This is a genomic window from Actinomadura nitritigenes (assembly GCF_017573545.1).
GTDB lineage: Bacteria > Actinomycetota > Actinomycetes > Streptosporangiales > Streptosporangiaceae > Spirillospora > Spirillospora nitritigenes.
The window spans coordinates 98,708-118,683 of the sequence record NZ_JAGEOK010000021.1; the positions used below are offsets into that span (position 1 = coordinate 98,708).

The 19,976-nt window shown below is 72.7% G+C and carries 23 protein-coding genes; 11 read left to right on the top strand and 12 right to left on the bottom strand.

Translation table 11 applies throughout. From position 1 onward, the window contains the following. Positions 1-5: 5 nt before the first annotated feature. Positions 6-1,196 (bottom strand): helix-turn-helix domain-containing protein, encoded by a 1,191-nt coding sequence (locus J4557_RS30015; RefSeq protein ID WP_208270109.1) that lies wholly within the window; start codon positions 1,194-1,196, stop codon positions 6-8. A gap of 203 nt (positions 1,197-1,399) precedes the next feature. Between J4557_RS30015 and J4557_RS30020 the strand changes: the two genes are divergently transcribed. The 4 genes from J4557_RS30020 (at position 1,400) to J4557_RS51760 (ending at position 3,435) form a co-directional block, all read left to right on the top strand. After that, positions 1,400-1,645: a hypothetical protein gene (locus J4557_RS30020; RefSeq protein WP_208270110.1), complete on the top strand. Its 246-nt coding sequence runs from the start codon at positions 1,400-1,402 to the stop codon at positions 1,643-1,645. Next, entirely contained in the window at positions 1,645-1,968 is a 324-nt protein-coding gene (locus J4557_RS30025) for a hypothetical protein (protein WP_208270111.1), read from the top strand. The genes J4557_RS30020 and J4557_RS30025 overlap by 1 nt, the downstream gene beginning before the upstream one ends. Before the next feature lie 90 nt (positions 1,969-2,058). Further along, on the top strand, positions 2,059-2,604 hold the full coding sequence (locus J4557_RS30030) for a glycine-rich domain-containing protein (RefSeq protein WP_208270112.1): 546 nt from the start codon (positions 2,059-2,061) through the stop codon (positions 2,602-2,604). A gap of 27 nt (positions 2,605-2,631) precedes the next feature. Continuing rightward, positions 2,632-3,435: a phosphotransferase gene (locus tag J4557_RS51760; RefSeq protein ID WP_208270113.1), complete on the top strand. Its 804-nt coding sequence runs from the start codon at positions 2,632-2,634 to the stop codon at positions 3,433-3,435. A 95-nt stretch (positions 3,436-3,530) separates the two neighbouring features. On the opposite strand, the gene J4557_RS30040 is transcribed toward J4557_RS51760, so the two are convergent. The 5 genes from J4557_RS30040 to J4557_RS30060 are packed head-to-tail and all read right to left on the bottom strand — an operon-like array spanning position 3,531 to position 8,520. Further along, a complete protein-coding gene (locus tag J4557_RS30040) occupies positions 3,531-4,568 on the bottom strand; it encodes an SMP-30/gluconolactonase/LRE family protein (protein WP_208270114.1) in 1,038 nt (345 codons plus the stop codon). After that, a complete protein-coding gene (locus tag J4557_RS30045) occupies positions 4,565-5,776 on the bottom strand; it encodes an acyl-CoA dehydrogenase family protein (protein WP_208270115.1) in 1,212 nt (403 codons plus the stop codon). Before J4557_RS30045 ends, J4557_RS30040 begins: the two co-directional genes overlap by 4 nt. After that, a complete protein-coding gene (locus J4557_RS30050) occupies positions 5,776-6,417 on the bottom strand; it encodes a carboxymuconolactone decarboxylase family protein (protein ID WP_208270116.1) in 642 nt (213 codons plus the stop codon). The genes J4557_RS30045 and J4557_RS30050 overlap by 1 nt, the downstream gene beginning before the upstream one ends. Beyond that, positions 6,401-6,982, bottom strand: a complete 582-nt coding sequence (locus J4557_RS30055; RefSeq protein ID WP_208270117.1) for a VOC family protein — start codon at positions 6,980-6,982, stop codon at positions 6,401-6,403. Before J4557_RS30055 ends, J4557_RS30050 begins: the two co-directional genes overlap by 17 nt. Positions 6,983-6,996: 14 nt before the next feature. Beyond that, positions 6,997-8,520, bottom strand: coding sequence for a class I adenylate-forming enzyme family protein (locus J4557_RS30060; protein ID WP_208270118.1), 1,524 nt, complete (start codon positions 8,518-8,520; stop codon positions 6,997-6,999). Positions 8,521-8,657: 137 nt separating this feature from the next. Between J4557_RS30060 and J4557_RS30065 the strand changes: the two genes are divergently transcribed. The 4 genes from J4557_RS30065 to J4557_RS30085 all read left to right on the top strand — a co-directional run bounded on the left by J4557_RS30065 (position 8,658) and on the right by J4557_RS30085 (position 12,111). Then, entirely contained in the window at positions 8,658-9,329 is a 672-nt protein-coding gene (locus J4557_RS30065; RefSeq protein ID WP_208270119.1) for a TetR/AcrR family transcriptional regulator, read from the top strand. A 24-nt stretch (positions 9,330-9,353) separates the two neighbouring features. Further along, complete coding sequence (locus J4557_RS30070) at positions 9,354-9,764, top strand: nuclear transport factor 2 family protein (protein WP_208270120.1); 411 nt, start codon at positions 9,354-9,356, stop codon at positions 9,762-9,764. After that, complete coding sequence (locus J4557_RS30075) at positions 9,761-11,098, top strand: phosphotransferase family protein (protein ID WP_243776559.1); 1,338 nt, start codon at positions 9,761-9,763, stop codon at positions 11,096-11,098. Before J4557_RS30070 ends, J4557_RS30075 begins: the two co-directional genes overlap by 4 nt. 68 nt (positions 11,099-11,166) lie before the next feature. Next, a complete protein-coding gene (locus tag J4557_RS30085) occupies positions 11,167-12,111 on the top strand; it encodes a hypothetical protein (RefSeq protein ID WP_208270121.1) in 945 nt (314 codons plus the stop codon). A gap of 147 nt (positions 12,112-12,258) precedes the next feature. Here the strand turns inward: J4557_RS30085 and J4557_RS30090 are convergent, their stop codons facing one another. The 3 genes from J4557_RS30090 to J4557_RS30100 form a co-directional block, all read right to left on the bottom strand. Continuing rightward, entirely contained in the window at positions 12,259-12,861 is a 603-nt protein-coding gene (locus J4557_RS30090) for a cysteine hydrolase family protein (RefSeq protein ID WP_208270122.1), read from the bottom strand. 106 nt (positions 12,862-12,967) lie between these two features. Continuing rightward, positions 12,968-13,942, bottom strand: coding sequence for a GlxA family transcriptional regulator (locus J4557_RS30095; protein ID WP_208270123.1), 975 nt, complete (start codon positions 13,940-13,942; stop codon positions 12,968-12,970). 116 nt (positions 13,943-14,058) lie between these two features. Next, positions 14,059-14,994: a hydroxymethylglutaryl-CoA lyase gene (locus J4557_RS30100; protein ID WP_208270124.1), complete on the bottom strand. Its 936-nt coding sequence runs from the start codon at positions 14,992-14,994 to the stop codon at positions 14,059-14,061. Between the two features lie 23 nt (positions 14,995-15,017). Here J4557_RS30100 and J4557_RS30105 point away from each other — a divergent pair, with 23 nt between their 5' ends. Further along, positions 15,018-15,671 carry a GntR family transcriptional regulator gene (locus tag J4557_RS30105; protein ID WP_208270125.1) on the top strand — a complete coding sequence of 218 codons (654 nt, stop codon included), beginning with the start codon at positions 15,018-15,020 and terminating at the stop codon, positions 15,669-15,671. Next, positions 15,668-16,858, top strand: coding sequence for a CaiB/BaiF CoA transferase family protein (locus J4557_RS30110; protein WP_208270126.1), 1,191 nt, complete (start codon positions 15,668-15,670; stop codon positions 16,856-16,858). The genes J4557_RS30105 and J4557_RS30110 overlap by 4 nt, the downstream gene beginning before the upstream one ends. A 42-nt stretch (positions 16,859-16,900) precedes the next feature. Here the strand turns inward: J4557_RS30110 and J4557_RS30115 are convergent, their stop codons facing one another. Then, a complete protein-coding gene (locus J4557_RS30115) occupies positions 16,901-17,350 on the bottom strand; it encodes a lamin tail domain-containing protein (RefSeq protein ID WP_307800288.1) in 450 nt (149 codons plus the stop codon). 166 nt (positions 17,351-17,516) lie between these two features. Beyond that, positions 17,517-18,446, bottom strand: coding sequence for an NADP-dependent oxidoreductase (locus J4557_RS30120; RefSeq protein ID WP_208270127.1), 930 nt, complete (start codon positions 18,444-18,446; stop codon positions 17,517-17,519). Between the two features lie 83 nt (positions 18,447-18,529). Here J4557_RS30120 and J4557_RS30125 point away from each other — a divergent pair, with 83 nt between their 5' ends. After that, complete coding sequence (locus J4557_RS30125) at positions 18,530-19,099, top strand: TetR/AcrR family transcriptional regulator (RefSeq protein WP_208270128.1); 570 nt, start codon at positions 18,530-18,532, stop codon at positions 19,097-19,099. 54 nt (positions 19,100-19,153) lie between these two features. Here the strand turns inward: J4557_RS30125 and J4557_RS30130 are convergent, their stop codons facing one another. After that, complete coding sequence (locus J4557_RS30130) at positions 19,154-19,915, bottom strand: SDR family NAD(P)-dependent oxidoreductase (protein WP_307800289.1); 762 nt, start codon at positions 19,913-19,915, stop codon at positions 19,154-19,156. Positions 19,916-19,976: the final 61 nt, after the last annotated feature.

Below are 19,976 nucleotides of genomic sequence, written 5' to 3' on the forward strand. Positions count from 1 at the left end.
CCTCGTCAGGTGATGGCGCCGATGATCTCGACCAGTTCGCGGCCCTGGGCACTGTGGTTCCAGCGTGCGGCGTGCGCGGGCAGGGCGATCAGTTCGGCGCGCAGCCGGGCCGAGCCGGTTTTGCCGCAGGCGGTGGCGGCGGCTTGGGCGATCGCGACGACTCGTTCGGGGTCGGGTGAGCTGGCTGCGGCGAGGGAGTTGGCCTGGCGGGCGCGGAACACGCCGGAGTCTCGCCGGTAGTCGGTGGGCTGGTCGCCGAGGACGCGGTCCCATGTGGTCGCGGCGTTGTCGTGGTCGCCGGCGCGGCCGTAGGCGGTGGCGCGTTGGGCGTCGGTGTAGTGCGGTGTGCGGCGGCAGGCGTTGGCCCAGGGGTAGACGTCGTCGATGCGGGAGATCAGGGCTTCCGCGCGGTCGAAGGCGCGGTCGGCGCTCGGGCGGTCGCCGGTCATCGCGTGTCCGTGGCCGAGGTGGACCAGGGCCAGGACGCGGACTTTCGCGCACAGGCGGGACTCATCGGCGAGGGCTGCGCTGGCGTAGTCGATGACGGCTCCAGGGTCGCCTTCGTCGATCGCGTGCATCGCCTTGTTGGCGAGGGCGTAGCTGACGAGCTGGGGGTTGCCGGAGCGGTGCGCCATTTCCAGTGCGGCGGTCCGCCAGTATCCGGATTGCTCCAATGCGGCGGCGTCCTGGTAGAGCCAACCGAGGAGTTCTGAGTAGGCGACGCCCATTTCCAGCAACCCGTGCCGGACGGGGGTATCGGCGGCGTGGATGAGGTGGCGGATCAGGTCGGTCTGCGCGGTGACGGTCGGGATGAGCATGTGCGGGCCGAGCCACATGTCGGCGCGATAGTGGCCGGGGAGTTGCTGGCGGAAGTACTCCACCAGCTCGGGATCGACAGGCCCGCTGTGGCCGATGCGGGCGAGGGCGCCTGCCGCGACGCCTGCGATGCCCATCTCCAGGACTTGACGGCGGCGGATCACGATCGTGTCGTTCCGTTTTTCAGGGCGCAGGGCTCGCAGTTCTCCGCCCGCGTCGAGCAACTCGTCCAGCCGATCGACGAGTGCGGGCGATGGACGTTTGTGCCCGTTGGCGATCTTCGACAGATGTCCGTTGTCGCAGGGAACGAGGGCGGCCAGCTTGCGCTGGCTGATGTGCCGCTCGTTCATGAGTTGCCGCAGTTTCTCGCCGAAGGTCATCGCTGCCATTAGTACCCGTTTCGCCCCGGGATGCGGTGCTGTCTGGCGCTGTCCGTCCAGGTGGACAGCGGACACCGCCTTTCACGCTAACGGCGGATGCGCTGTCTTGGAGTGCGAAAGGTGTTCCTCGGACACATGAAACGGCCCCGGCCGGCGGGCGAACGCCGGTGGTTCCGGGGCCTGACCGGAAACGAGGTCCGGCTGTGAGAACGGTATCCGACTCGGTGATCTCTTCAAGGGCGGTGATGGTGGGCGGCATCCCGGCTGTCGCCGCGGTGCAGCCCGTCTGCGCGGCGCCCTGGTTTCCGCCGGGCGTCATGCATTGGCGCGGTGAGGCCACCGGCTCGTGGTGGGCCATGACTCCGAGTGGTGGCCGTCTGATCGAGGCGGCCACCGAGGAGGCGCTCGCTTACGAGGTCCGCCGAGTCATGGCCGGGGTGACGGTCTGATGCCCGACGTCAACGATGCAGGCGACCCTCGGGGCTTCACGTCCGCCGACCACCTGGACGTGCTCGCGCGGGCCTTGGCCGACACCGGGTGGTCGTCCGCTCCGCGCTACGACCGCGTCCCCGCGCTGATGCACGTGTTCGCCCAGGACATGCCCGGCTTCGGAGAGAGCATCCGCGTCACGGCTGGCGCGGACGGGACGCCGTGGTTCCTGTCCTCCACGGGTGACCTGCTGGCGCCCTGCCATGACCCGGCCAGTGCGACCACGAAGATCGCCGCGCTCCTCGCGCCGCTACTGGCGGTCGTCCGCCCCCCAAAGCAATAGCTGACGCGTCCCTCTCGATCCTCGTTGCTCCGGTCAACAGGCGCGCACCGGAGCCACGACCCAAACCTCAAAGGCGCGCCGGAGGTGAACATGACCATCACGCTGGACCGCGTCACCCACGCCGGGAAGGACCCGCGGGAGCTGATCCCCGCCAAAGCGTTCGCGCTCCTGGTGGAGGACTTCCGCAACGCCACCCACGCCGGCCACGACTACTGCACCCGCGCCGTCGGGCAGAACCTGGTGTTCCTCAAGGCCGTCGGGGTCATCCGCCGTGCCGAGCGGCAGGACCCCCGCAACTACGTCCGCATCGTCCCGACCCCGCCCGTCGACCAGGCGTGGCACCTGAGCCTGCAGCGGACCGAGGTGTACGTTCCGATGAGCGTCACCTTCGCCGAATCGTTCATCCACCACCGCCCCGTCATGGACGACGACATCCGCTCGGGCGCCGCACTGGCCCGCACCATTCCCCGGCTCCACGCCACCGGCTACTACGTGGACCCCGAGTTCTGGGACGGCGAGGCCGGCACCAGCTGCTGCCCGCCCGAATGCAACGACCAGGGCGGCCGTGACTGGCGATCCCTGGTCGACTGGAGCGGCTTCCTGCCACTGGACACACCGCTCGCCATACGCCTCTGACCGAACCCCAGCCAGAAAGGGCTGCGCGTGCGCACCGACTGGACCGACCTGCCCGAGGACCTGCGGAACCAGATCGCAGCCAAGACGGGTCCGATCGACCGCATCGAGCCCGCGCCCACGGGCAACCATGCCGACATCGCGTCCACCCTGCACACCGCAGCCGGACGGGTCTTCGTCAAGGCCGCCCGCAAGCTCGACGACCAGGACGGTCCCGAGGTGACGTCGCTGCGACGCGAGGCCGCCGTCAACCCCGCCGTGCCCGAGTTCGCTCCCCGGCTCCGCTGGCAGATCGAATCCGGGGAGTGGCTCGCACTCGGATTCGAGCACGTGCAGGGACGTCCCGCCGACTTCTCCGCCGGATCACCGGACCTGGAGACCCTCGCCAAGACCATCCATGCCGTCCACCAAGCACCCTGCCCCGACGCGGCGATGGCGGCCGAACGGCGCTGGCAGCGCTACGTCGACGACCCCGCTCCACTCGCAGCCGGCGGCGTCCTACTGCACACCGACCTCAACCAGGACAACTTCATCATCACCCGCGACGGCTCCGCCTACGTCGTCGACTGGGCCTTCGTCACGCGCGGCGCACCCTGGCTCGAACTCGTCCTTCTCATCCCCTGGCTGCTCAAAGCAGGACACCACCCACAGGCCGCCGAGGAATGGGCCGCCCAATTCCCCACCTGGACCGAGGCCGAGGCCACCGACATCGACACGTTCACCGCCGCGTTCGCCCGGCAATGGCGGACGGCCAGCCAGCGGCGCCAGGACGCCTGGATCGTCCGCCACGCCGACCTCACCGGACGCTGGGCGGACTACCGGCTCAAGAGGTAACCACTGCCCGACTGCCACGGCCTTCGTTCGTTTGCGGCGAGTCGCTGTTGTGGGGTGGTCATAACGGCGACTCGCCGCGAGGCGAGGGACGAGGGTCAGGCGGGGTGGTTGAGGCGGAGGCCGGGGAAGGGCCAGTTCTCGATCTTGAGGAGGTGGCCGGTGCTGGAGGCCGTGACGTACGCGGTGCGCATGTCGGGGCCGCCCCAGGTGATGTTGGTGATGCCCGGGTCGCCGTCCACGTCGATGTCGACGAACCGGACGAGGTCGCCCTTCGGGCTGACGATCGAGATCCCCGCGTGGACCATCGACGCGACGCAGACGTTGCCGTGCCCGTCGACGCCGAGCGAGTCGAAGTTGACGTAGTCCGGGGCGGTGTAGAGGAAGTTGCCGCCGCCGGAGCCGCCGAGCGACCGGCCGCCCTTGATCTCGCCGGGGCCGGTGACCTCCCACCACCAGACGCGGGCCGTGTAGGTCTCGCTGACGTACAGGCGGGTGCCGTCCGGCGACAGGCCGATGCCGTTCGGGCCCTCCATGCCGCCGGCGATCTGCTCGATGGACGAGCCGTCCGCCTTGGCGTAGTAGAGGCGGCCCTTGTCGCCGGTGACGCCGTCGCTCTTGCCGTAGTCGGTGAAGTAGATGCCGCCGTGGGCGTCGATCACCAGGTCGTTCGGGCCGCGCAGCGGGACGCCGCCCGCCTCGGTGTAGAGGGTCTCGACGGACCCGTCGGAGAGGTCGACGGCCTGGATGCTGCCGCCGGTGTAGTCGTCGGGGATGCCGCCCGCGAACACGAACCCGCCGACCTCGAAGCGGCGCAGCCCGCCGGAGTTCGCGATGTAGACGCGCCCGTCCGGGCCGAGCGCCGAGCCGTTCGGGCCCCCGCCGGTCTCCGCGGCGACGGACGTGGTGCCGTCCGGCTTCACGCGGGTGAGGGTGCCGCGGTGGATCTCGACGACGAGCACGTCGCCGTCCGGCAGGACCGTCGGGCCCTCCGGGAACAGCAGCCCGCTCGCCAGCTTGGTGATCTTCATCTTCTTCTCCTTTCGCGGACGGCCGGCGGCGGCCGCCGTCCCTGTGGTGCCGAGGACGGCTGCCGCGCCGGCGCCCGCGAGGAGGGCCCGGCGGGTGATTGTCACGCCTTCGCCTGTTCGTCGCGAGGGGGGACGACCCCCCGCGCCCCCCGGTTCGCTTCGCTCATGCTGTTGAGGATGCGGCGGGCGGTGCTCTGGATGTGGACCTCGTCGGGGCCGTCGTACAGGCGGGCCTCGCGGGCGTGCCGGTACATGCGCGACAGCGGCAGGTCGTCGGTGAGGCCGGCGGCGCCGTGCACCTGGACGGCCCGGTCGACGACGTTGTGCAGCATCCGCGCGCCGACGACCTTGATCGCGCCGATCTCGATGCGCGCCTGGTCTCCGGCGTCGATCCGTTCGGCGGCCTGGAGCGTGAGCAGCCGGGACGCCTGGATCTCGGTGTAGGAGTCGAACACGTGCTGCTGCATCAGCTGCTTCGCCGACAGCGGCTCGCCGAACGCGACGCGCGTCCCGAGCCGCGCGCACATCAGCTCGAACGCGCGCTGCGCCTGGCCGAGCCAGCGCATGCAGTGGAAGATCCGGCCGGGGCCGAGCCGGTCCTGGGCGATGACGAACCCGTGCCCGCGCGGGCCGAGGAGGTGGTCGGCCGGCACGCGGACGTCCTCGTAGGCGACCTCGTAGTGCCCGCCGTTGAGACCGAGCACGGGCGTCTCGCGGACGATCCGGTACCCCGGCGTGTCCGTCGGCACGATGATCATGCTGAACGCGCGGTGCGGGGCCGTCCCCTCGGGCTCGGTACGGCACATGACGGTGGTGTAGGCGGCCTGCGCGGCGCCCGTGGTGAACCACTTGCGACCGGTGATGACCCATTCGTCGCCGTCGAGGACGGCCTTCGTCTGCAGCTGCGTCGGGTCGGAGCCCGCGTGGTCGGGCTCGGTCATCGCGAAGCTCGGCGACACCTCGCCCGCGACCATGGGGGCGAGGTAGCGGTCGCGCCAGCGGGGGCTCGCGTACTTGTGCAGCATCAGCGAGTCCTGGAGCGTGAACGTGCCGAGGGCGAGCTGCCCCCACTCGCTGCGTCCCTGCACCTCGTTGACGTACACGTAGTCGAGGAACGGCAGGCCGCCGCCGCCCAGCTCCCTGGGGTGGCCGAGCGCCCACAGGCCCTCCTTCTTCGCCTCGTCGCGGAGGCTCAGGAGGGTGTCGCGGTCGCCGGCGTTGAGGGCGGGCTCGGCTGGCTCCACGCGCTCGGTCATGAACGCGTGGACGGCGTCGCGGACGCCCCGCACCCGGTCCGGGACGGGGAACAGCATCAGCTGCCCCCGGTGAGGTCGGCGGAGATGTCGCGGGTGCCGTAGCCCTCGGGCGCGGCGACCTCGACGATCGGTTCGGGACGGTCGTCGAACTCCAGCCGCAGCGCGCGGGACATCGTCGCGTGCATCTCGTACATGCAGGTGATGTAGGTCAGCTGCAGGATCTCCTTGTCGGACAGGTGCTTCTGCAGGATCTCGAACACCCGGTCCGGGACGCGGCCGCCGTCGAGGACGAGCCCGTCGGTGTAGGCGAGGACGGCCCGCTCCAGCTCCGAGTAGCAGTCGGCGGTCTGCCAGTGCGGGATGGACTGGATCCGGTCCTCCGACATGCCGAGCGCCCGCATCTGCTTGCAGTGCTGCGAGAACACGAACTGGCTGCCGCGCGCCCACCCGGCCCGGCACTGGCCGAGCTCGCGCAGGACGGGGTCGAGGGAGGCGTTGCGGTAGAGGGCGAAGCCGCGGACGGCGTGCCGGAACACGTCCGGGTCCTGCGCGAACACCGTCCACCAGTCGCCGGGCGAGCCGGTCGCGGTGCCGTGGTCGACGGCCGGGTCGCGGTCGGGGGCGAACAGGTGGTCGTAGAAGAACAGGATGCGTTCGTCGGTGACCTCGGCGCGGGGGATCTCACGCAGGCGCGGCATTGCTCTTCTCCTTGGTGACGGTGCGGTCGGCGGCGGTCTTCGGCGCGTGCGACACGTCGGACTCGTCGAAGGCGCGGGTCCAGCAGGCGAACTCGAGGAGGATCCCGTCGGGGTCCTGGAAGTAGAACGAGCGGACGAACACGCCCTCGTCGAACGTGGGCGCGACGCCCCATTCGCTGTCGTCGTGGTTGAGGATCGGGCTGACCTCGACGCCCTTCTCCTTCAGCCGCGTCCGGTACTCCTCGAACTTCTCGACCGGGACGTGGAACGCGACGTGGTTCATCGACCCGACGGCGCTGAGCAGCTCGCCCTGCTCGGGGCGGGTCTTCGGCGCGGAGATGCCGGGGACGCCGTCCGGCGCGTCCGGGAACCAGAAGAACGCGACGCAGTCGCCGCCGCCGCAGTCGAAGAAGAAGTGCTGCCCCATCCCGGCGGGCAGGTCGAGGGTCTTGATCAGCGGCATCCCGAGGACGCCGGAGTAGAAGTCGATCGTGCGCTGCATGTCGGACGAGACGAGCGCGAGGTGGTTGATTCCGCCGAGTTCGAACTCTTCGTTCGCGGGCATTCGGGGTGCCTCCTTCAGAGGGGAGCGGCGTAGCGGGCGCGCAGGTCGCGCTTGAGGACCTTCCCCGCGACGTTGCGCGGGAGCTCGTCGACCACCTCGACGCGGCGCGGGACCTTGTAGCCGCCGAGGTGCTCGCGGGCGAAGGCGATGACGTCGCCGGGTGCGGCGGACGCGCCGGGCCGCAGCACGACGGCGGCGCAGACGGCCTCGCCCCAGCGCGGGTCGGGGACGCCGAAGACGGCCGCGTCGGCGACGTCGGGGTGCCGGTACAGGACCTGCTCGACCTCGCGGGACGCGACGTTCTCGCCGCCCGTGATGATCATGTCCTTGATCCGGTCCACGATGTAGACCATGCCCTCGGCGTCCCGGCGGACAACGTCGCCGGTGCGGAACCAGCCGTCCCGGAACGCCTCGGCGGTCAGCTCGGGCTCGCGCCAGTAGCCGCGCATCACCTGGTCGCAGCGGACGACCATCTCGCCGGGCTCACCGGGCGGGACGTCGTTGAAGTCGGCGTCGACGATCCGGATGTCGGCGAGGTCCATGACGCGCCCGGCGGCGGCGAGCAGGTGCGTCTCGCCGGCGGCGGCGCGGCGGTGCTCGGCGGTCCCGAAGTACAGGATGTTGCCGCCGAGCTCGCTCATGCCGAAGCCCTGGTAGAAGTCGCAGCCGAGGACGTCCATGCCGCGCCGCAGCACCTCGGCGGGGATCGCGGACGCGCCGTACCCGATCGCCTCCAGCGTGCCGAGGTCGTGGTCCTCGATGCCGGGGTGGCCCAGCAGGAACGCGATCATCGTCGGGGCGAGGCCGGTCTGGGTGACCTTCCATTCGGCGACGAGCCGCAGGAACGTCTCGTTGTCGTAGGCGCGGACGATCCCGACGGTCGCCGAGCGCAGGTGGTTGACGAGGACCGCGTACCCGCCGACGTGGCAGAGCGGGAAGCAGAACAGGAAGACGGTGTCGTCGGGGATCTCCCACTGCGACGCCGAGCTGATCACGCCGGTGATCAGGTTGCGGTGGCTGAGCATGACGCCCTTGGGGGCGCCGGTCGTGCCGCTGGTGTAGACGAGCCAGGCGAGGGAGTCCTCGTCGGGGCGGGGCGGCTCGGTCGCGTCCGCCCCGGCGACGAGGTCGGCGTAGCCGCGGTCGCCGCCGCCGTCCAGCCCGACGACGACCTTCACGCCGGGCATCTCGTGCCGGTGCTCGGTCATGGCGTCGAGGTACTCGCCGCTGACGATCAGCACGGACGCCTGCGCGTGCTCGACCAGCGCGATGATCTCGGACGGGTGGAGGCGGTGGTTGAGGAACGTCAGCGCCATCCCGGCGGCGGGGACGCCGTAGTAGAGGTCGACGTACTCGGGGCGGTTGCCCGACAGCACGGCGATCCGGTCGCCGGGCTCGGCGACGGTCCGCAGCGCGTTGGCGGCCCGGCGGACCCGGTCGCGAAGCTCCGCGTAACCGACCGCCCGGTCCTCGAACCGGAGGGCGACGCGGTCCGGGTGCTTGCGGGCCGCGTACTCGACGATGTCGCTGATCAGCATGGACGCTCCGGCACGACGCCTCCCCGAAGTTGACTTGACAGTCATATCAAGTTGCTCGATGCTCGGATACTGTTCCTGCGAACATCGGGTTGTCAAGCCCCCGGCGGGGCGGCGGCCCACGGCGAAAGGAACCACGGATGGCGGACACGGGTGCCGGCGAGAGCCCGCAGGCGCCGCTGACCGAGCGCGGCGCCCGCACCAGGGAGCGCCTCATCGCGGCGGCCCGCGAGGTCTTCGAGGAGCGCGGCTTCCTCGACACCCGGGTCGCGCACATCGCCCGGCACGCCAAGGTGGCCTACGGCTCCTTCTACACGTACTTCCCGTCCAAGGAGGCCGTCTTCCTGGAGGTCGCCGACCGGCTCTTCGAGGACATGACGCGGCACTCCTTCACCCCGGGCCCCGACTCCGCCCCCGCCGACCCCGCCGCCACGGAGCCCGCCGCCACGGAGCCCGCCGCGCGCGTCCGCCGCGCCAACCGCGCCTACTACGAGGCGTACCGGCGCAACGCGAAGATGATGGCGATCATCGAGCAGGTCTCCACGTTCAACGAGGAGTTCCAGGAGATGCGGCGCAAGCACCGCGCCGAGTCCGTCCGGCGGTCCGCGCGGGCGATCGAGCGCTGGCAGCGCGCCGGGCTCGTCGACCCCGGCCTCGACCCCGAGATGACGGCGCGCGCGCTCGCCGCGATGGTCGACCACTCGCTGTACCTCTGGCTCGTCCAGGGCGACGACACGTCGGACACCGAACGGCTCCTGGACACCCTCGACGCCCTCAACGTCCGGGCGCTCGGCCTGCGTCCCACCCCCTGAGAACTCCCCCCGAAGGAGACCCGCGTGCACGAGGAACTCGCCGACCGCTTCATCGCCGCCATCACCGGCGGCGACGTCGACACGCTCCGCTCCCTCTACGCGCCCGGCGCGCTGATCTGGCACAACGGCCCCGGCCCGGGCGGCGGTTCGGAGCAGAGCGTGGACGACAATCTCCGCACGCTGCGCTGGCTGTCGCGCAACCTCGGCGACCTCCGCTACGAGGAGATCCGCCGCGACGCGCTGCCCGGCGGGTACGTCCAGCGGCACGTCCTGCGCGGGACGCTCCCCGGCGGGACGCCCCTCGAGATCGCCGCGTGCCTGTTCGTCACCGTGGACGGCTCCGGGCGCATCGCGCGCATCGAGGAGTACGCCGACACCCGCGGCAGCGACCCGCTGCGCGACCTCGCCGCCGCCCGGCGCGCGGCCCGCGCATGACCGCGCTGGAGTCCGCGCTCGCCGCCCGGCTCGGCGCGGACGTCACGGACCTGCACCGGCTGTCCGGCGGCGCGAGCCGCGAGACCTGGTCGTTCGACGCGGGCGGGCGCGCCCTGATCCTGCGCCGCGACCCCCCGTCGTCGCCCGACCCGGACGCGATGGCGCGCGAGGCCGCGCTGCTGGCGTCCGCCGCCCGCGCCGGCGTCCCCGTCCCGTCCCTGGTCGACCACGGCGACGACCTCGCCGGCACCCCGTTCATGATCATGGAGCGGCTGTCCGGCGAGACGATCCCGCGCCGGCTGCTGCGCGACGAGGCGTTCGCCGCCGTCCGGCCCCGGCTGGCCCGCGACCTCGGCGGCGTCCTCGCCCGCCTGCACACCATGGAGCCCGTCCCCGGCCTGCCGGACGACGACCCGCTGACCGCGATCAGCGCCTACTACGAGGCGTTCGACGAGCCGCGCCCCGCCGTCGAGCTGGCGCTGCGCTGGCTGCGCGAGAACCGGCCCGCCGCGTCCGGCCGCCGCACGGTCGTGCACGGCGACTTCCGCAACGGCAACCTGATGATCGCGCCGGACGGCGTCACCGGCGTCCTGGACTGGGAGCTCACCCACGTCGGCGACCCCGCCGAGGACCTCGGCTGGCTCTGCGTGAAGGCGTGGCGGTTCGGCTCCCCGCACCCCGCCGGCGGGTTCGGCTCCCGCGAGGACCTCCTCGCCGGCTACGCCGACGCGGGCGGCACCCCGCCCACCCCGGAGGAACTGCGCTGGTGGGAGGTCTACGGCACGCTCCGCTGGACGATCCTCTGCCGCCACCAGGCCGAGCGCTTCCTCAGCGGCTCCGACACGTCCATCGAGTACGCCGTGCTGGGCCGGAAGGTCTGCGAGCAGGAGCACGACATGCTGCTCGCGCTCGGCCTGACGTCGCCCGTCACCGTCGAGGACCCGCTCGCCCCGGCGGCGGGCTCGGCGGGATCGGGCTCGGCGGCACCGGGCTCGGCGCCGCACGACCGGCCCGGCGCGACCGCGCTGATCGACGCCGTCGGCGCCTTCCTGCTGGAGGCCGAGCAGCCCGACGAGCGGCTGCGCTTCCACGCCCGCGTCGCCGCGTCCGCCCTGCGCATCGCGCGCCGCGAGCTGCTGCTGGGCGAGGCGCACCGGGCCGCGCACGCCGCCCGCCTGGCGAAACTCGGCTGCGCGTCCGACGCCGACCTGGCGGCCGCCATCCGCGAAGGCGCGCTCGACGACCGCCGGGAGGAGGTGGTCGGCGCGATCCGCGCCTCGATCGTCGACAGGCTCACGGTGTCCAATCCGCGCCACCTGGCGCTTCCCGGCTGACGCGGAAGGTTTTCCACATTCGGATAAACCCTTGTGGACGGCCGATCGGCTCGTGGAGGATTCTTCGCGTGACGCCACGAGTGGTGCTCGATCCGGACATCCCCGAGAAGGCGCGCGCGGTGCTCGCGGCCAACGCGCGGCTGCTGCCCCCTCCGTCCGTGCCGCCGCCCCGCCCGCGTCTCGGCGGGCGGGGCCTCGGCACGGTCGCGCTGGCCGCGGTCCAGGCGCCGATCTGGGTCTACCTGCCCGCCCTCGCCTGCTGGCAGTACGGGAAGCGCGCGAAGATCGCCGGCATCGTCGCCGAAGCCGTCGTCATCGCCCCCATCGCCGTGTCCGGCTTCTACGGGCTGGCCGTCAACGTCCTCTTCGGCCTGCCGCTCCAGATCATCGCCTTCATCGCCGTCCTCGTCCTCTCCGGCGAACCGGAGCTGCCGAGACTGATCCGCCGCCACAAGGACGGCTACATCCGCCCCGAGGAACTCGACGGCCCCGCACCCGCCCTTCTCGACCGCGCGCAGGCGGCCGTCGACGCCGTGACCGGCTCCGAGGTCAACCGGGAAGGGCTCCTCGACGAGGTGCGGAACACGGTGACCCTGCCCCGGCAGCTCTGGGACGTCGCGCAGACGCTCGCCGAGCTGTCCCGGCTGAACGTCGAGCAGCGGGAGAGGACGATGGGGCTCAGCACGCCGCGCGTCGTCGAGGCGCTGCGTCCCCAGCGCAAGGCCCTGAACCTGGCGACCGAGTCCGTCATCAAGCGCGTCGAGGCGCTCGAACGCTACGCCGCACGCACCCGGGCCGCCGACCAGGCGCTGCTCGAACTGCGCGCCCTCCAGAACCTGGCCGAAGGCAACGACGCCTACCGCGACCTGCTGGCCCGCACGGTCCGCGACGACCTGGCCATCGCCGAGATCGACGACCTGACCGAGCGGGCACGGCGGATCGAGGAGGCCCTCCATGACAGCGTCGAACAAGCCCGCCGAGCCGGGCTCTCCCTGGTACCCCAAGCGAGCTGACCCCCGCCCCGCCTACCGGATGCCGACCGGAATCACCGTCCTCGGCGCCGCCATCCTGGCGATCCAGATCCTCTTCTGGGTCTTCGCCCTGGCCTCCGGGTGACGGCGCGCTCCCGCCTTACGAGGCGCCCCCGCCCGTGAGAAGGGTCAGCCGGGCAGGTCCGCCTCGCGGGCGGCGACCCGGCCGAACAGATCGCCGATCGTGGTGAGGGCGGCGGCGTGCAGGGCGTCCGCCGTGATCGGCGCGCCGTCCGGGCCCGCCAGCGGGCGGGTCGCGCACGCCTCCGCCACGACGGTGGGACGGTAGCCGAGGTTGAAGGCCCCCTCGGCGGTGAACTGGACGCACATGTGGGTCATGAACCCGGCCAGCACGAGGTCGGGCCCGGCGTCGAGGCGGCGCAGCACGCCGAGCAGGTCGGTGTCGTGGAAGGAGTTCGGGAAGCGCTTCACCACGACCGGCTCGCCCTCCCGGGGCGCGACGGGCTCGGCGACCTGACCGATCTCGGCGCGGACGTCGTAGGGGCTGCCCTCACCGCCGTCGTTGACGACATGCACCACCGGCGTCCCGGCGGCACGGGCGCGGGCGAGCAGCCGGGACGCGGCGTCCAGCGCGCGGTCGGCGCCGGGCAGCGCCATGACGCCGGTCCGGTAGGTGTTCTGGAAGTCGATCATGATCAGGGTGGCGGCGGGCAGCGCGGGGAGCGCGCCGTCCAGGCCGATCACGTCGCGCAGGGTCGTCGAAACGGTCATCTCGTCCTCCTGGGATCCGGGATGCGGGGATGCGGGAAATGGGGATGCGGGAAATCGGGCAGGGGCGAGCACCGGCCTCACGGGCCGGGGCAGGGGAACGGGCAGGTCAGGCGGCGGTGCGGAACCGCCTCCGGTAGGCCGCCGGGGTCGTGCCGAGCCGCCGCCGGAACGCCCGGTGCAGCGTCTCCACCGAGCCGAGGCCGCACGCGGCGGCGACCCGGTCGAGCGGCTCGTCGGTGCCCTCCAGCAGCCGGCGCGCCGCCTCCACCCGCACCGCCTCGACGTAGGCCGCCGGTGTGGCGCCGGTCTCCCTGCGGAAGACGCGGGTGAAGTGCCGCTCGCTGAGGCACATCCGTTCGGCGAGCGCCGCCGCCGACAGGTCCTCCGACGGGTTGGCGGTGATCCACGCGCGCAGCTCGTCGATGTCGCGGCGCTCGGCGGGCGCCTGCCACAGCGGGACGCTGAACTGGCTCTGCCCGCCCTGCCGCTTGAGGTACATGACGAGCTGCCGGGCGACCTTCAGCGCGAGGCGTTCGCCGTGGTCCTCGGCGACCAGGGCGAGCGCGAGGTCCATGCACGCGCTGATCCCGGCGCCCGTCCAGACGTTCCCCGACCGGACGTAGATCGGGTCGGGGTCCACGACGACGTCGGGGTGGTCGGCAGCGAGCCGGTCCGCGGTGGCCCAGTGCGTCGTCGCCGTCCGGCCCGCGAGCAGGCCCGCCGCCGCGAGCAGGTGCGCGCCGACGCAGACGGACGCGACGCGGCGGGCGTGCCGGGCGGTGGCGGCGATCCAGGCGACCAGGTCCGGATCGATCACCGGCGCGCCGGCGCGGTCCAGGGCGCCGGGCACGACGAGCGTGCCGACCCGGTCGCCGACCTGGTCGAACGTCAGGTCGGTGGCGAGCCGGACGCCGGCGCTGGTGCGCACCTGGCCGCCGTCCGGCCCGGCGAGCAGCACCCGGTAGGGCGTGCCGCCGGACATCTCCCGGTTCGCGGCCGCGAACACCTCCGCGGGCCCGGTGACGTCGAGGAGGTCGACGTCGGGGAACACGGCGATGACGACACGGTGCGGAGCGGACATGCCTCCATTGTCACGGGCGTCCCGCCGTGACCGCCATGACCAGGTTCTGGCATATCCGGACATCGGGCCGCCGCGGACCCCGTCAGGCGGGGGCGCTGAGCGCGACCGCGGGTCCGTCAGGGGTAGCCGCCGGCGCGGCCGAGGAGGGCGGGGGCGGGCGTGCCGAGGAGGCCGGCGAGCCAGGTGCCGGTCTCGGCGACGGCGTTCATGTCGATGCCGGTCTCGACGCCGGAGCGGTGGAGGGCGTAGAGGAGGTCCTCGGTGGCGATGTTGCCGGTGGCGGCGGGCGCGAACGGGCAGCCGCCGAAGCCCCCGGTGCTGGCGTCGAGGGTGGTGGCGCCGAGGTCGACGGCCGTGAGCGCGTTGGCGTAGCCGGTGTTGCGGGTGTTGTGGAAGTGGAAGCGCAGCGGCGTGCCGGGCGCGGCCGCGCGGACGCGGGCGGTCAGGTCGCGGACCTGCGCGGGGACGCCGACGCCGATCGTGTCGGCGATCGCGATCTCGAAGGCGCCGGCGGCGTGCGCGCGGCGGGCGATCTCGGCGACGCGCTCCGGAGGCGTCTCGCCCTCGAAGGGGCAGCCGAACGCGACCGCGATGGTGACCCCGGCGGGGATCCCCGCGTCGTGCGCGGCGGCGGCGATGCCGTCCCAGGCGTCCAGCATCCCGGCCATGGTGCTGCCCTGGTTGCGCACGGAGAACGTGTCGGACGCGACGAGCACGACGTTCACCTCGTCCACGCCCGCGTCGAGGGCGCGGTCGAGGCCGCGCCGGTTGAGCACGAGGCCGCTGTAGGAGACCCCGTCGCGGCGCGGGACGCCCGCCATGACCTCCTCGGCGCCCGCCATCTGCGGGACGCGCTTGGGGTTGACGAACGAGACGGCCTCGATGCGGCGGGCGCCCGCGTCCACGCAGCGGGTGATGAAGGCGATCCGGTCGTCCGGGTCGAGCACGCGGGCCTCGTTCTGCAGCCCGTCACGGGGACCCACTTCGAGGACTGTTGTATGCAACTTCGCCTCCAGCTTGCGAGTTTCGACCCTGGTGTGACTATATTGCATGCAATCGAAGCGAGGGAGGGGCGATGGCACGGGCGACCGACACGGCGTACGACGCGGTCCGCCGGATGATCCTCTCCGGCGAGGCGGCGGCGGGCAGCAGGCTCGGCGAGGCGGAGCTCGCCGAGACGCTCGGGCTGTCCCGCACGCCCGTCCGGGAGGCGCTGCAGCGGCTCGGCGCGGACGGGCTCGTCGAGGTGCTGCCGCACCGCGGGGCACGGGTCGTCCGGTGGACGCGGCGGGACCTGGAGGAGATCTTCGAGCTGCGGTCGCTGCTGGAGCCCTACGCCGCGGCGCGCGCGGCCCGGATGGCGCCCGGCGAGGACGTCCTGGCGGACCTGCTCGGCCAGTGCGACGCGATGGAGGCGGCGGTCGCGGCCGGCGACTTCACCCGCGTCGCGCAGCTGAACTCGCTCTTCCACGCCGCCGTCATCGACGCCTCCCGCAACCGGCGGCTCCCGGCGATGCTGACGTCGGTCATGCACGCCCCCCTGATCGTCGGGACGTTCCGCCGGTACGACGCCGGCGAGATGGCCCGCAGCATGAACCACCACCGCGAGCTGGTCGCCGCGATGGCCGCCCGCGACCCCGACTGGGCCGAATCGGTGATGCGCGCCCACATCCGCGCCGCCGCGGCCAACCTGAGCCACGACGCGAACGAGGCGGAGGACGAACGATGACAGGTGCGCTGGGAGACCTCCGGGTCGTGGAGATGGGCCAGCTGCTCGCCGGCCCCTTCTGCGGGCAGCTGCTCGGCGACTTCGGCGCCGAGGTCGTCAAGATCGAGCCGCCGGGGTCCGGGGACCCGATGCGCGAATGGGGCCGGGAGAAGCCGCACGGCATGTCGCTGTGGTGGCCGATCCTCGCCCGCAACAAGAAGTCCGTCACGCTGAACCTGCGCACGCCGGAGGGCCAGGCCCTCGCCCGGAGGATCATCGCGCAGGCCGACGTGCTGGTGGAGAACTTCCGTCCCGGCACGCTGGAGCGCTGGGGCCTCGCGCCCGCCGACCTGCAGAGGGAGAACCCGCGGCTGATCATCACCCGCGTCACCGGCTACGGGCAGGACGGCCCGTACGCGCCGCGTGCCGGGTTCGGCTCGATCGGTGAGGCGATGGGCGGCATCCGGTACGTCACGGGCGACCCCGACAGGCCGCCGTCCCGCGCGGGCATCTCGCTGGGCGACGAGCTGGCCGGCACGTTCGCCGCGCTCGGCACCCTCGTCGCCCTGCACGCCCGGCACCGGACGGGCCGCGGCCAGATCGTCGACTCGGCTCTCTACGAGGCGGTGCTCGCGCTGATGGAGTCGCTCGTCCCGGAGTGGGAGATCGCGGGCTACCAGCGGGAGCGCACCGGGTCCGTGCTGCCGAACATCGCGCCGTCCAACGTCTACCCCACGCTCGACGGGCCCGTCCTCATCGCCGCGAACCGCGACACGATCTGGCGGCGGCTCGCCGCGCTGATGGGCCGTCCGGAGCTCGCCGACGACGAGCGGTACGCGACGCACGGGGCGCGCGGCACCAACGCCGAGGAGCTGGACGAGCTGATCGGCGCGTGGACGGCGGGCCAGGGCTCCGACGCGCTGCTGGAGTTGCTGCACGAGAACGGCATCCCGGCCGGGCTGACCTACCGTGCCAAGGACATGCTGGCGGACCCGCACTACAAGGCCCGCGAGGCGATCATCCGGATGGCGCACCCGGACTTCGGCGACTTCCCGATGCACAACGTGTTCCCGAAGCTGTCCGAGACGCCGGGCGAGGTGCGCGCGCTCGGCCCGTCCCTCGGCCAGCACAACGCGGAGGTCTACGGCGAGTTGCTCGGCCTGTCCTCCGAGGAGATCACGTCGCTGGAGACGTCCGGCACCATCTGACCGCCGTGCGCCCCGCCCGCCGAGCGGGCGGGGCGCCGGTCGTCAGCAGTACTTCGACGAGCCGCTGCTGCCCCACTTGCAGGTGTCCGCCACCGCGCCGCTCGGGTAGCGGAGGTAGGCGGTGTCACCGGTGTTGTTCCAGATGTACGCCTTCGAGCCCCAGTACCGGTTCGTCGCGGTGTTCGTCCCACGGCCCGTGCGCACGTAGACCGACTTGTGCCCCTTGAGGGTGAACGAGCCGAACGTGTACGTGTGGCCGGACTTGTCGCGCAGCGTGACCCCCTTGAGCTGCCGCGCCGTCGTGGTCCTGTTGTACAGCTGCACCCACTCGGCGTTCAGCGACGCGTTCGACCCGGTGTCCTTGCCGGGCGAGTCGAAGTAGACGCGGTAGATCTGCACCGGGCTGGCCGCCTCGGCGGGCGCCGCCGCCAGCAGCCCCGCGGCCACCGCACCGGCGATGGCCGCGACCCCCGTCACAACAAGCCTCTTCACCCCGAGAACCCCTTTCGTTCACCAGCGAATGCCTATTTGTACCGGCATTCACACACACATGGTGGTGTGTGGCCATGTGTGGGTCGGATGGCAACCACAGGGCCCTCTCAGGCGTCCGGCACCCCCGTGTTTTCCCTGGTGAAGCCCGAAGTCCCGGCGGACGTCCTCACAGCGTGATCACGATCTTTCCGTGGACGTGGCGTCCGGCCTGCAGCGCCACGGCGTCGCGGATCTTCTCGATGGGGAAGGTCGCGGCGATCGGCACGGTCATCTCGCCCGCGAGGATCGCGTCGGTGATGCGCTCCAGGGCGCCCGGCCGCGCGTCGAAGCCGCCGGTCGGGCGCGTGCCGCCGGGCGGGTTGGGCCCCGCGGCGATCGTGGAGATCCGCTCGGGCGGCACGCCGAGCGCGAGCGCGGCCTCGGCCGTCTCGGTGCCGAACAGGTCGGTCGCGGCGGTCAGACCGCCGGGCGCCAGTGCCCGCACCCGGTCGGCCAGCCCGGGGCCGTACGCCACCGGCTCGGCGCCCAGCCCCCGCAGGAACCCGAAGGTGCCCTCCGAGGCGGTCCCGATCACGGTGGCGCCGGCGAGCCGCGCGAGCTGGACGGCGAACACGCCCACGCCGCCGGCGGCACCGCCGATCAGGACGGTGTCGCCGGACCGCAGGCCGATCGCCGCCAGCGCCGCGGAGGCGCTCAGGCCGGCCACCGGAAGGGTGCTCGCCACCTCGTCGCCGATGCCCTCCGGCGTGCGGGAGAGCATCTCCGGCGTCCTCGCCGGCACCGTGACCACCAGGAAGTCGGCGGCGGCCCTGCCCACCGTGCCGCCGTGGACGCGGTCGCCGACGGCGAAGCCCGCGGCGCCGTCGCCGACCTCGTCGACGACGCCCGCGAAGTCGGACCCGAAGCCGGACGGCAGGGTGACGCCGAACCGCGCCGCCGCCTCGGGCCGCGCGGCGAGGAGCCAGTCCATCGGGTTCAGCCCGACGGCGGTCACGCGGACGCGGACCTCGCCCGGGCCCGCGTGCGGCTCCGGGACATCGCGCAGCTCCAGGACCTCGGGACCTCCGAACGTCTCGTAGATGACGGCTCGGCTCATGGCAGACCTCCTGCAGCGGAGTGATGGGACTTGGTCCTATCACCGTACACGAGTGATGGGACCAAGTGCCGTAGACTGTCCGCATGGCCCGCTGGCAGCCCAACGCGTCGCAACGCCTCGTCGCCGCCGCCCTCGACCTCTTCGCGGAGCGGGGCTACGAGAACACGACCGTGATCGACATCGCGCAGCGCGCCGGCCTGACGAAGAGCACCTTCTTCCGGCACTTCCCGGACAAGCGCGAAGTCCTCTTCGGCAGGGACACGATGACCGCGCTCCTCGCCGACGGGATCGCCGCGGCGCCGCCGGCCGCCACCCCGCTCGAAGCGGTGGCGAACGCACTGGACGCGATCGGGCGCGAAGCCTTCACGCCCGACCGCCGCGAGATCATCGCCCGCAGGCGGGCCGTGATCGACAGCCACCCGGAACTACAGGAACGCGAGGCGCTGAAGGGGCTCGCCCTCACCGCCGCCGTGACCGCCGCGCTCCGGCGGCGCGGCGTCCCCGACCTGACCGCGCGCGTCGCCGCGGAACTGGGCGCGCTCGCCATGAAGATCGCCTTCGAGCGCTGGAGCGACACGGCCAACGGCGATGACTTCGGCGAACTCGCGCGGCGGACGCTCCGCGACCTGCGGGAGGCCGGCGCCTCGTGCTGACGCGCCTCCGGCGGGTCGCGACGCGGTGCGTCGCCTCGTCCGGAACCGGCGCGGTCAGGCTTCTTCCGGGTCGCGGCCCAGCACCGCGCGGCCGCCGTCCACGGGGACGACCGCGCCGTTGACGAAGCTCGCCTCGTCCGAGAGCAGGTACCGGACGGCCGCGGCGACCTCGTCCGGGCGGCCGACGCGCCCCACCGGGTGCAGGGCGCGCATCTCGGCGTCGATCCGCGCGGCGGACGCCGGATCCCGGGCGGCGAGGAACGCCTCGTAGCGGGCGGTGGTGATCGAGCCCAGCGCGACGACGTTCACGCGGACGCCGCGCGGCCCGTAGTCCACGGCGAGGGCGCGGCTGAAGCCCTCGACGGCCGCCTTCGCCGTCGCGTAGGTGAGCGATCCGCGGACGGGACGCGCCGCCTGGTGCGACGAGACGTTCACGACCGCGCCGCCCGTCCCCGCGTCCAGGAACCGGCGGATCGCGGTCAGCGACCCCACCACGGCGGGGTCGAAGTTCAGCGCCACCGCGTCGATGACGTCGCGCGCCCCCGGGACGTCCACGGCGGCGTCGCGGAACACGGCGGCGTTGTTGACCCAGCCCTTGAGGGTGCCCGCCGCCTGCGCCGCGTCCGCCGCCTCGTCCGCGACGGACTCGTCCCGCACGTCGCCGACGACCGCCGAGACGCCCGGTCCGGTCGCCCACTCCACCGCGGCCGGGTCCAGCTCGACGACCACCACGTGCCCGCCGTCGGCGATGAGACGTTCGGCGATCGCGCGGCCGATGCCGCGCCCGCCGCCGGTGACGACATACGAGAGCCCCACGAAACGGAACGTACCACTGCGTTTGGGGCGGGACATGCGGGCAGGGGTGCAGCGGACGCAT

What these genes read in the sequence shown, in the direction of transcription:
- J4557_RS30095 (WP_208270123.1), bottom strand. Translation starts at nt 13,942, where the DNA reads ATGTCCGCTCCGCACCGTGTCGTCATCGCCGTGTTCCCCGACGTCGAC.
- J4557_RS30065 (WP_208270119.1), top strand. Translation starts at nt 8,658, where the DNA reads ATGGCGGACACGGGTGCCGGCGAGAGCCCGCAGGCGCCGCTGACCGAG.
- J4557_RS30120 (WP_208270127.1), bottom strand. Translation starts at nt 18,446, where the DNA reads ATGAGCCGAGCCGTCATCTACGAGACGTTCGGAGGTCCCGAGGTCCTG.
- J4557_RS30025 (WP_208270111.1), top strand. Translation starts at nt 1,645, where the DNA reads ATGCCCGACGTCAACGATGCAGGCGACCCTCGGGGCTTCACGTCCGCC.
- J4557_RS30105 (WP_208270125.1), top strand. Translation starts at nt 15,018, where the DNA reads ATGGCACGGGCGACCGACACGGCGTACGACGCGGTCCGCCGGATGATC.
- J4557_RS30060 (WP_208270118.1), bottom strand. Translation starts at nt 8,520, where the DNA reads ATGCTGATCAGCGACATCGTCGAGTACGCGGCCCGCAAGCACCCGGAC.
- J4557_RS30045 (WP_208270115.1), bottom strand. Translation starts at nt 5,776, where the DNA reads ATGCTGTTCCCCGTCCCGGACCGGGTGCGGGGCGTCCGCGACGCCGTC.
- J4557_RS30055 (WP_208270117.1), bottom strand. Translation starts at nt 6,982, where the DNA reads ATGCCCGCGAACGAAGAGTTCGAACTCGGCGGAATCAACCACCTCGCG.
- J4557_RS30100 (WP_208270124.1), bottom strand. Translation starts at nt 14,994, where the DNA reads ATGCAATATAGTCACACCAGGGTCGAAACTCGCAAGCTGGAGGCGAAG.
- J4557_RS30110 (WP_208270126.1), top strand. Translation starts at nt 15,668, where the DNA reads ATGACAGGTGCGCTGGGAGACCTCCGGGTCGTGGAGATGGGCCAGCTG.
- J4557_RS30075 (WP_243776559.1), top strand. Translation starts at nt 9,761, where the DNA reads ATGACCGCGCTGGAGTCCGCGCTCGCCGCCCGGCTCGGCGCGGACGTC.
- J4557_RS30015 (WP_208270109.1), bottom strand. Translation starts at nt 1,196, where the DNA reads ATGACCTTCGGCGAGAAACTGCGGCAACTCATGAACGAGCGGCACATC.
- J4557_RS30090 (WP_208270122.1), bottom strand. Translation starts at nt 12,861, where the DNA reads ATGACCGTTTCGACGACCCTGCGCGACGTGATCGGCCTGGACGGCGCG.
- J4557_RS30125 (WP_208270128.1), top strand. Translation starts at nt 18,530, where the DNA reads ATGGCCCGCTGGCAGCCCAACGCGTCGCAACGCCTCGTCGCCGCCGCC.
- J4557_RS30030 (WP_208270112.1), top strand. Translation starts at nt 2,059, where the DNA reads ATGACCATCACGCTGGACCGCGTCACCCACGCCGGGAAGGACCCGCGG.
- J4557_RS30050 (WP_208270116.1), bottom strand. Translation starts at nt 6,417, where the DNA reads ATGCCGCGCCTGCGTGAGATCCCCCGCGCCGAGGTCACCGACGAACGC.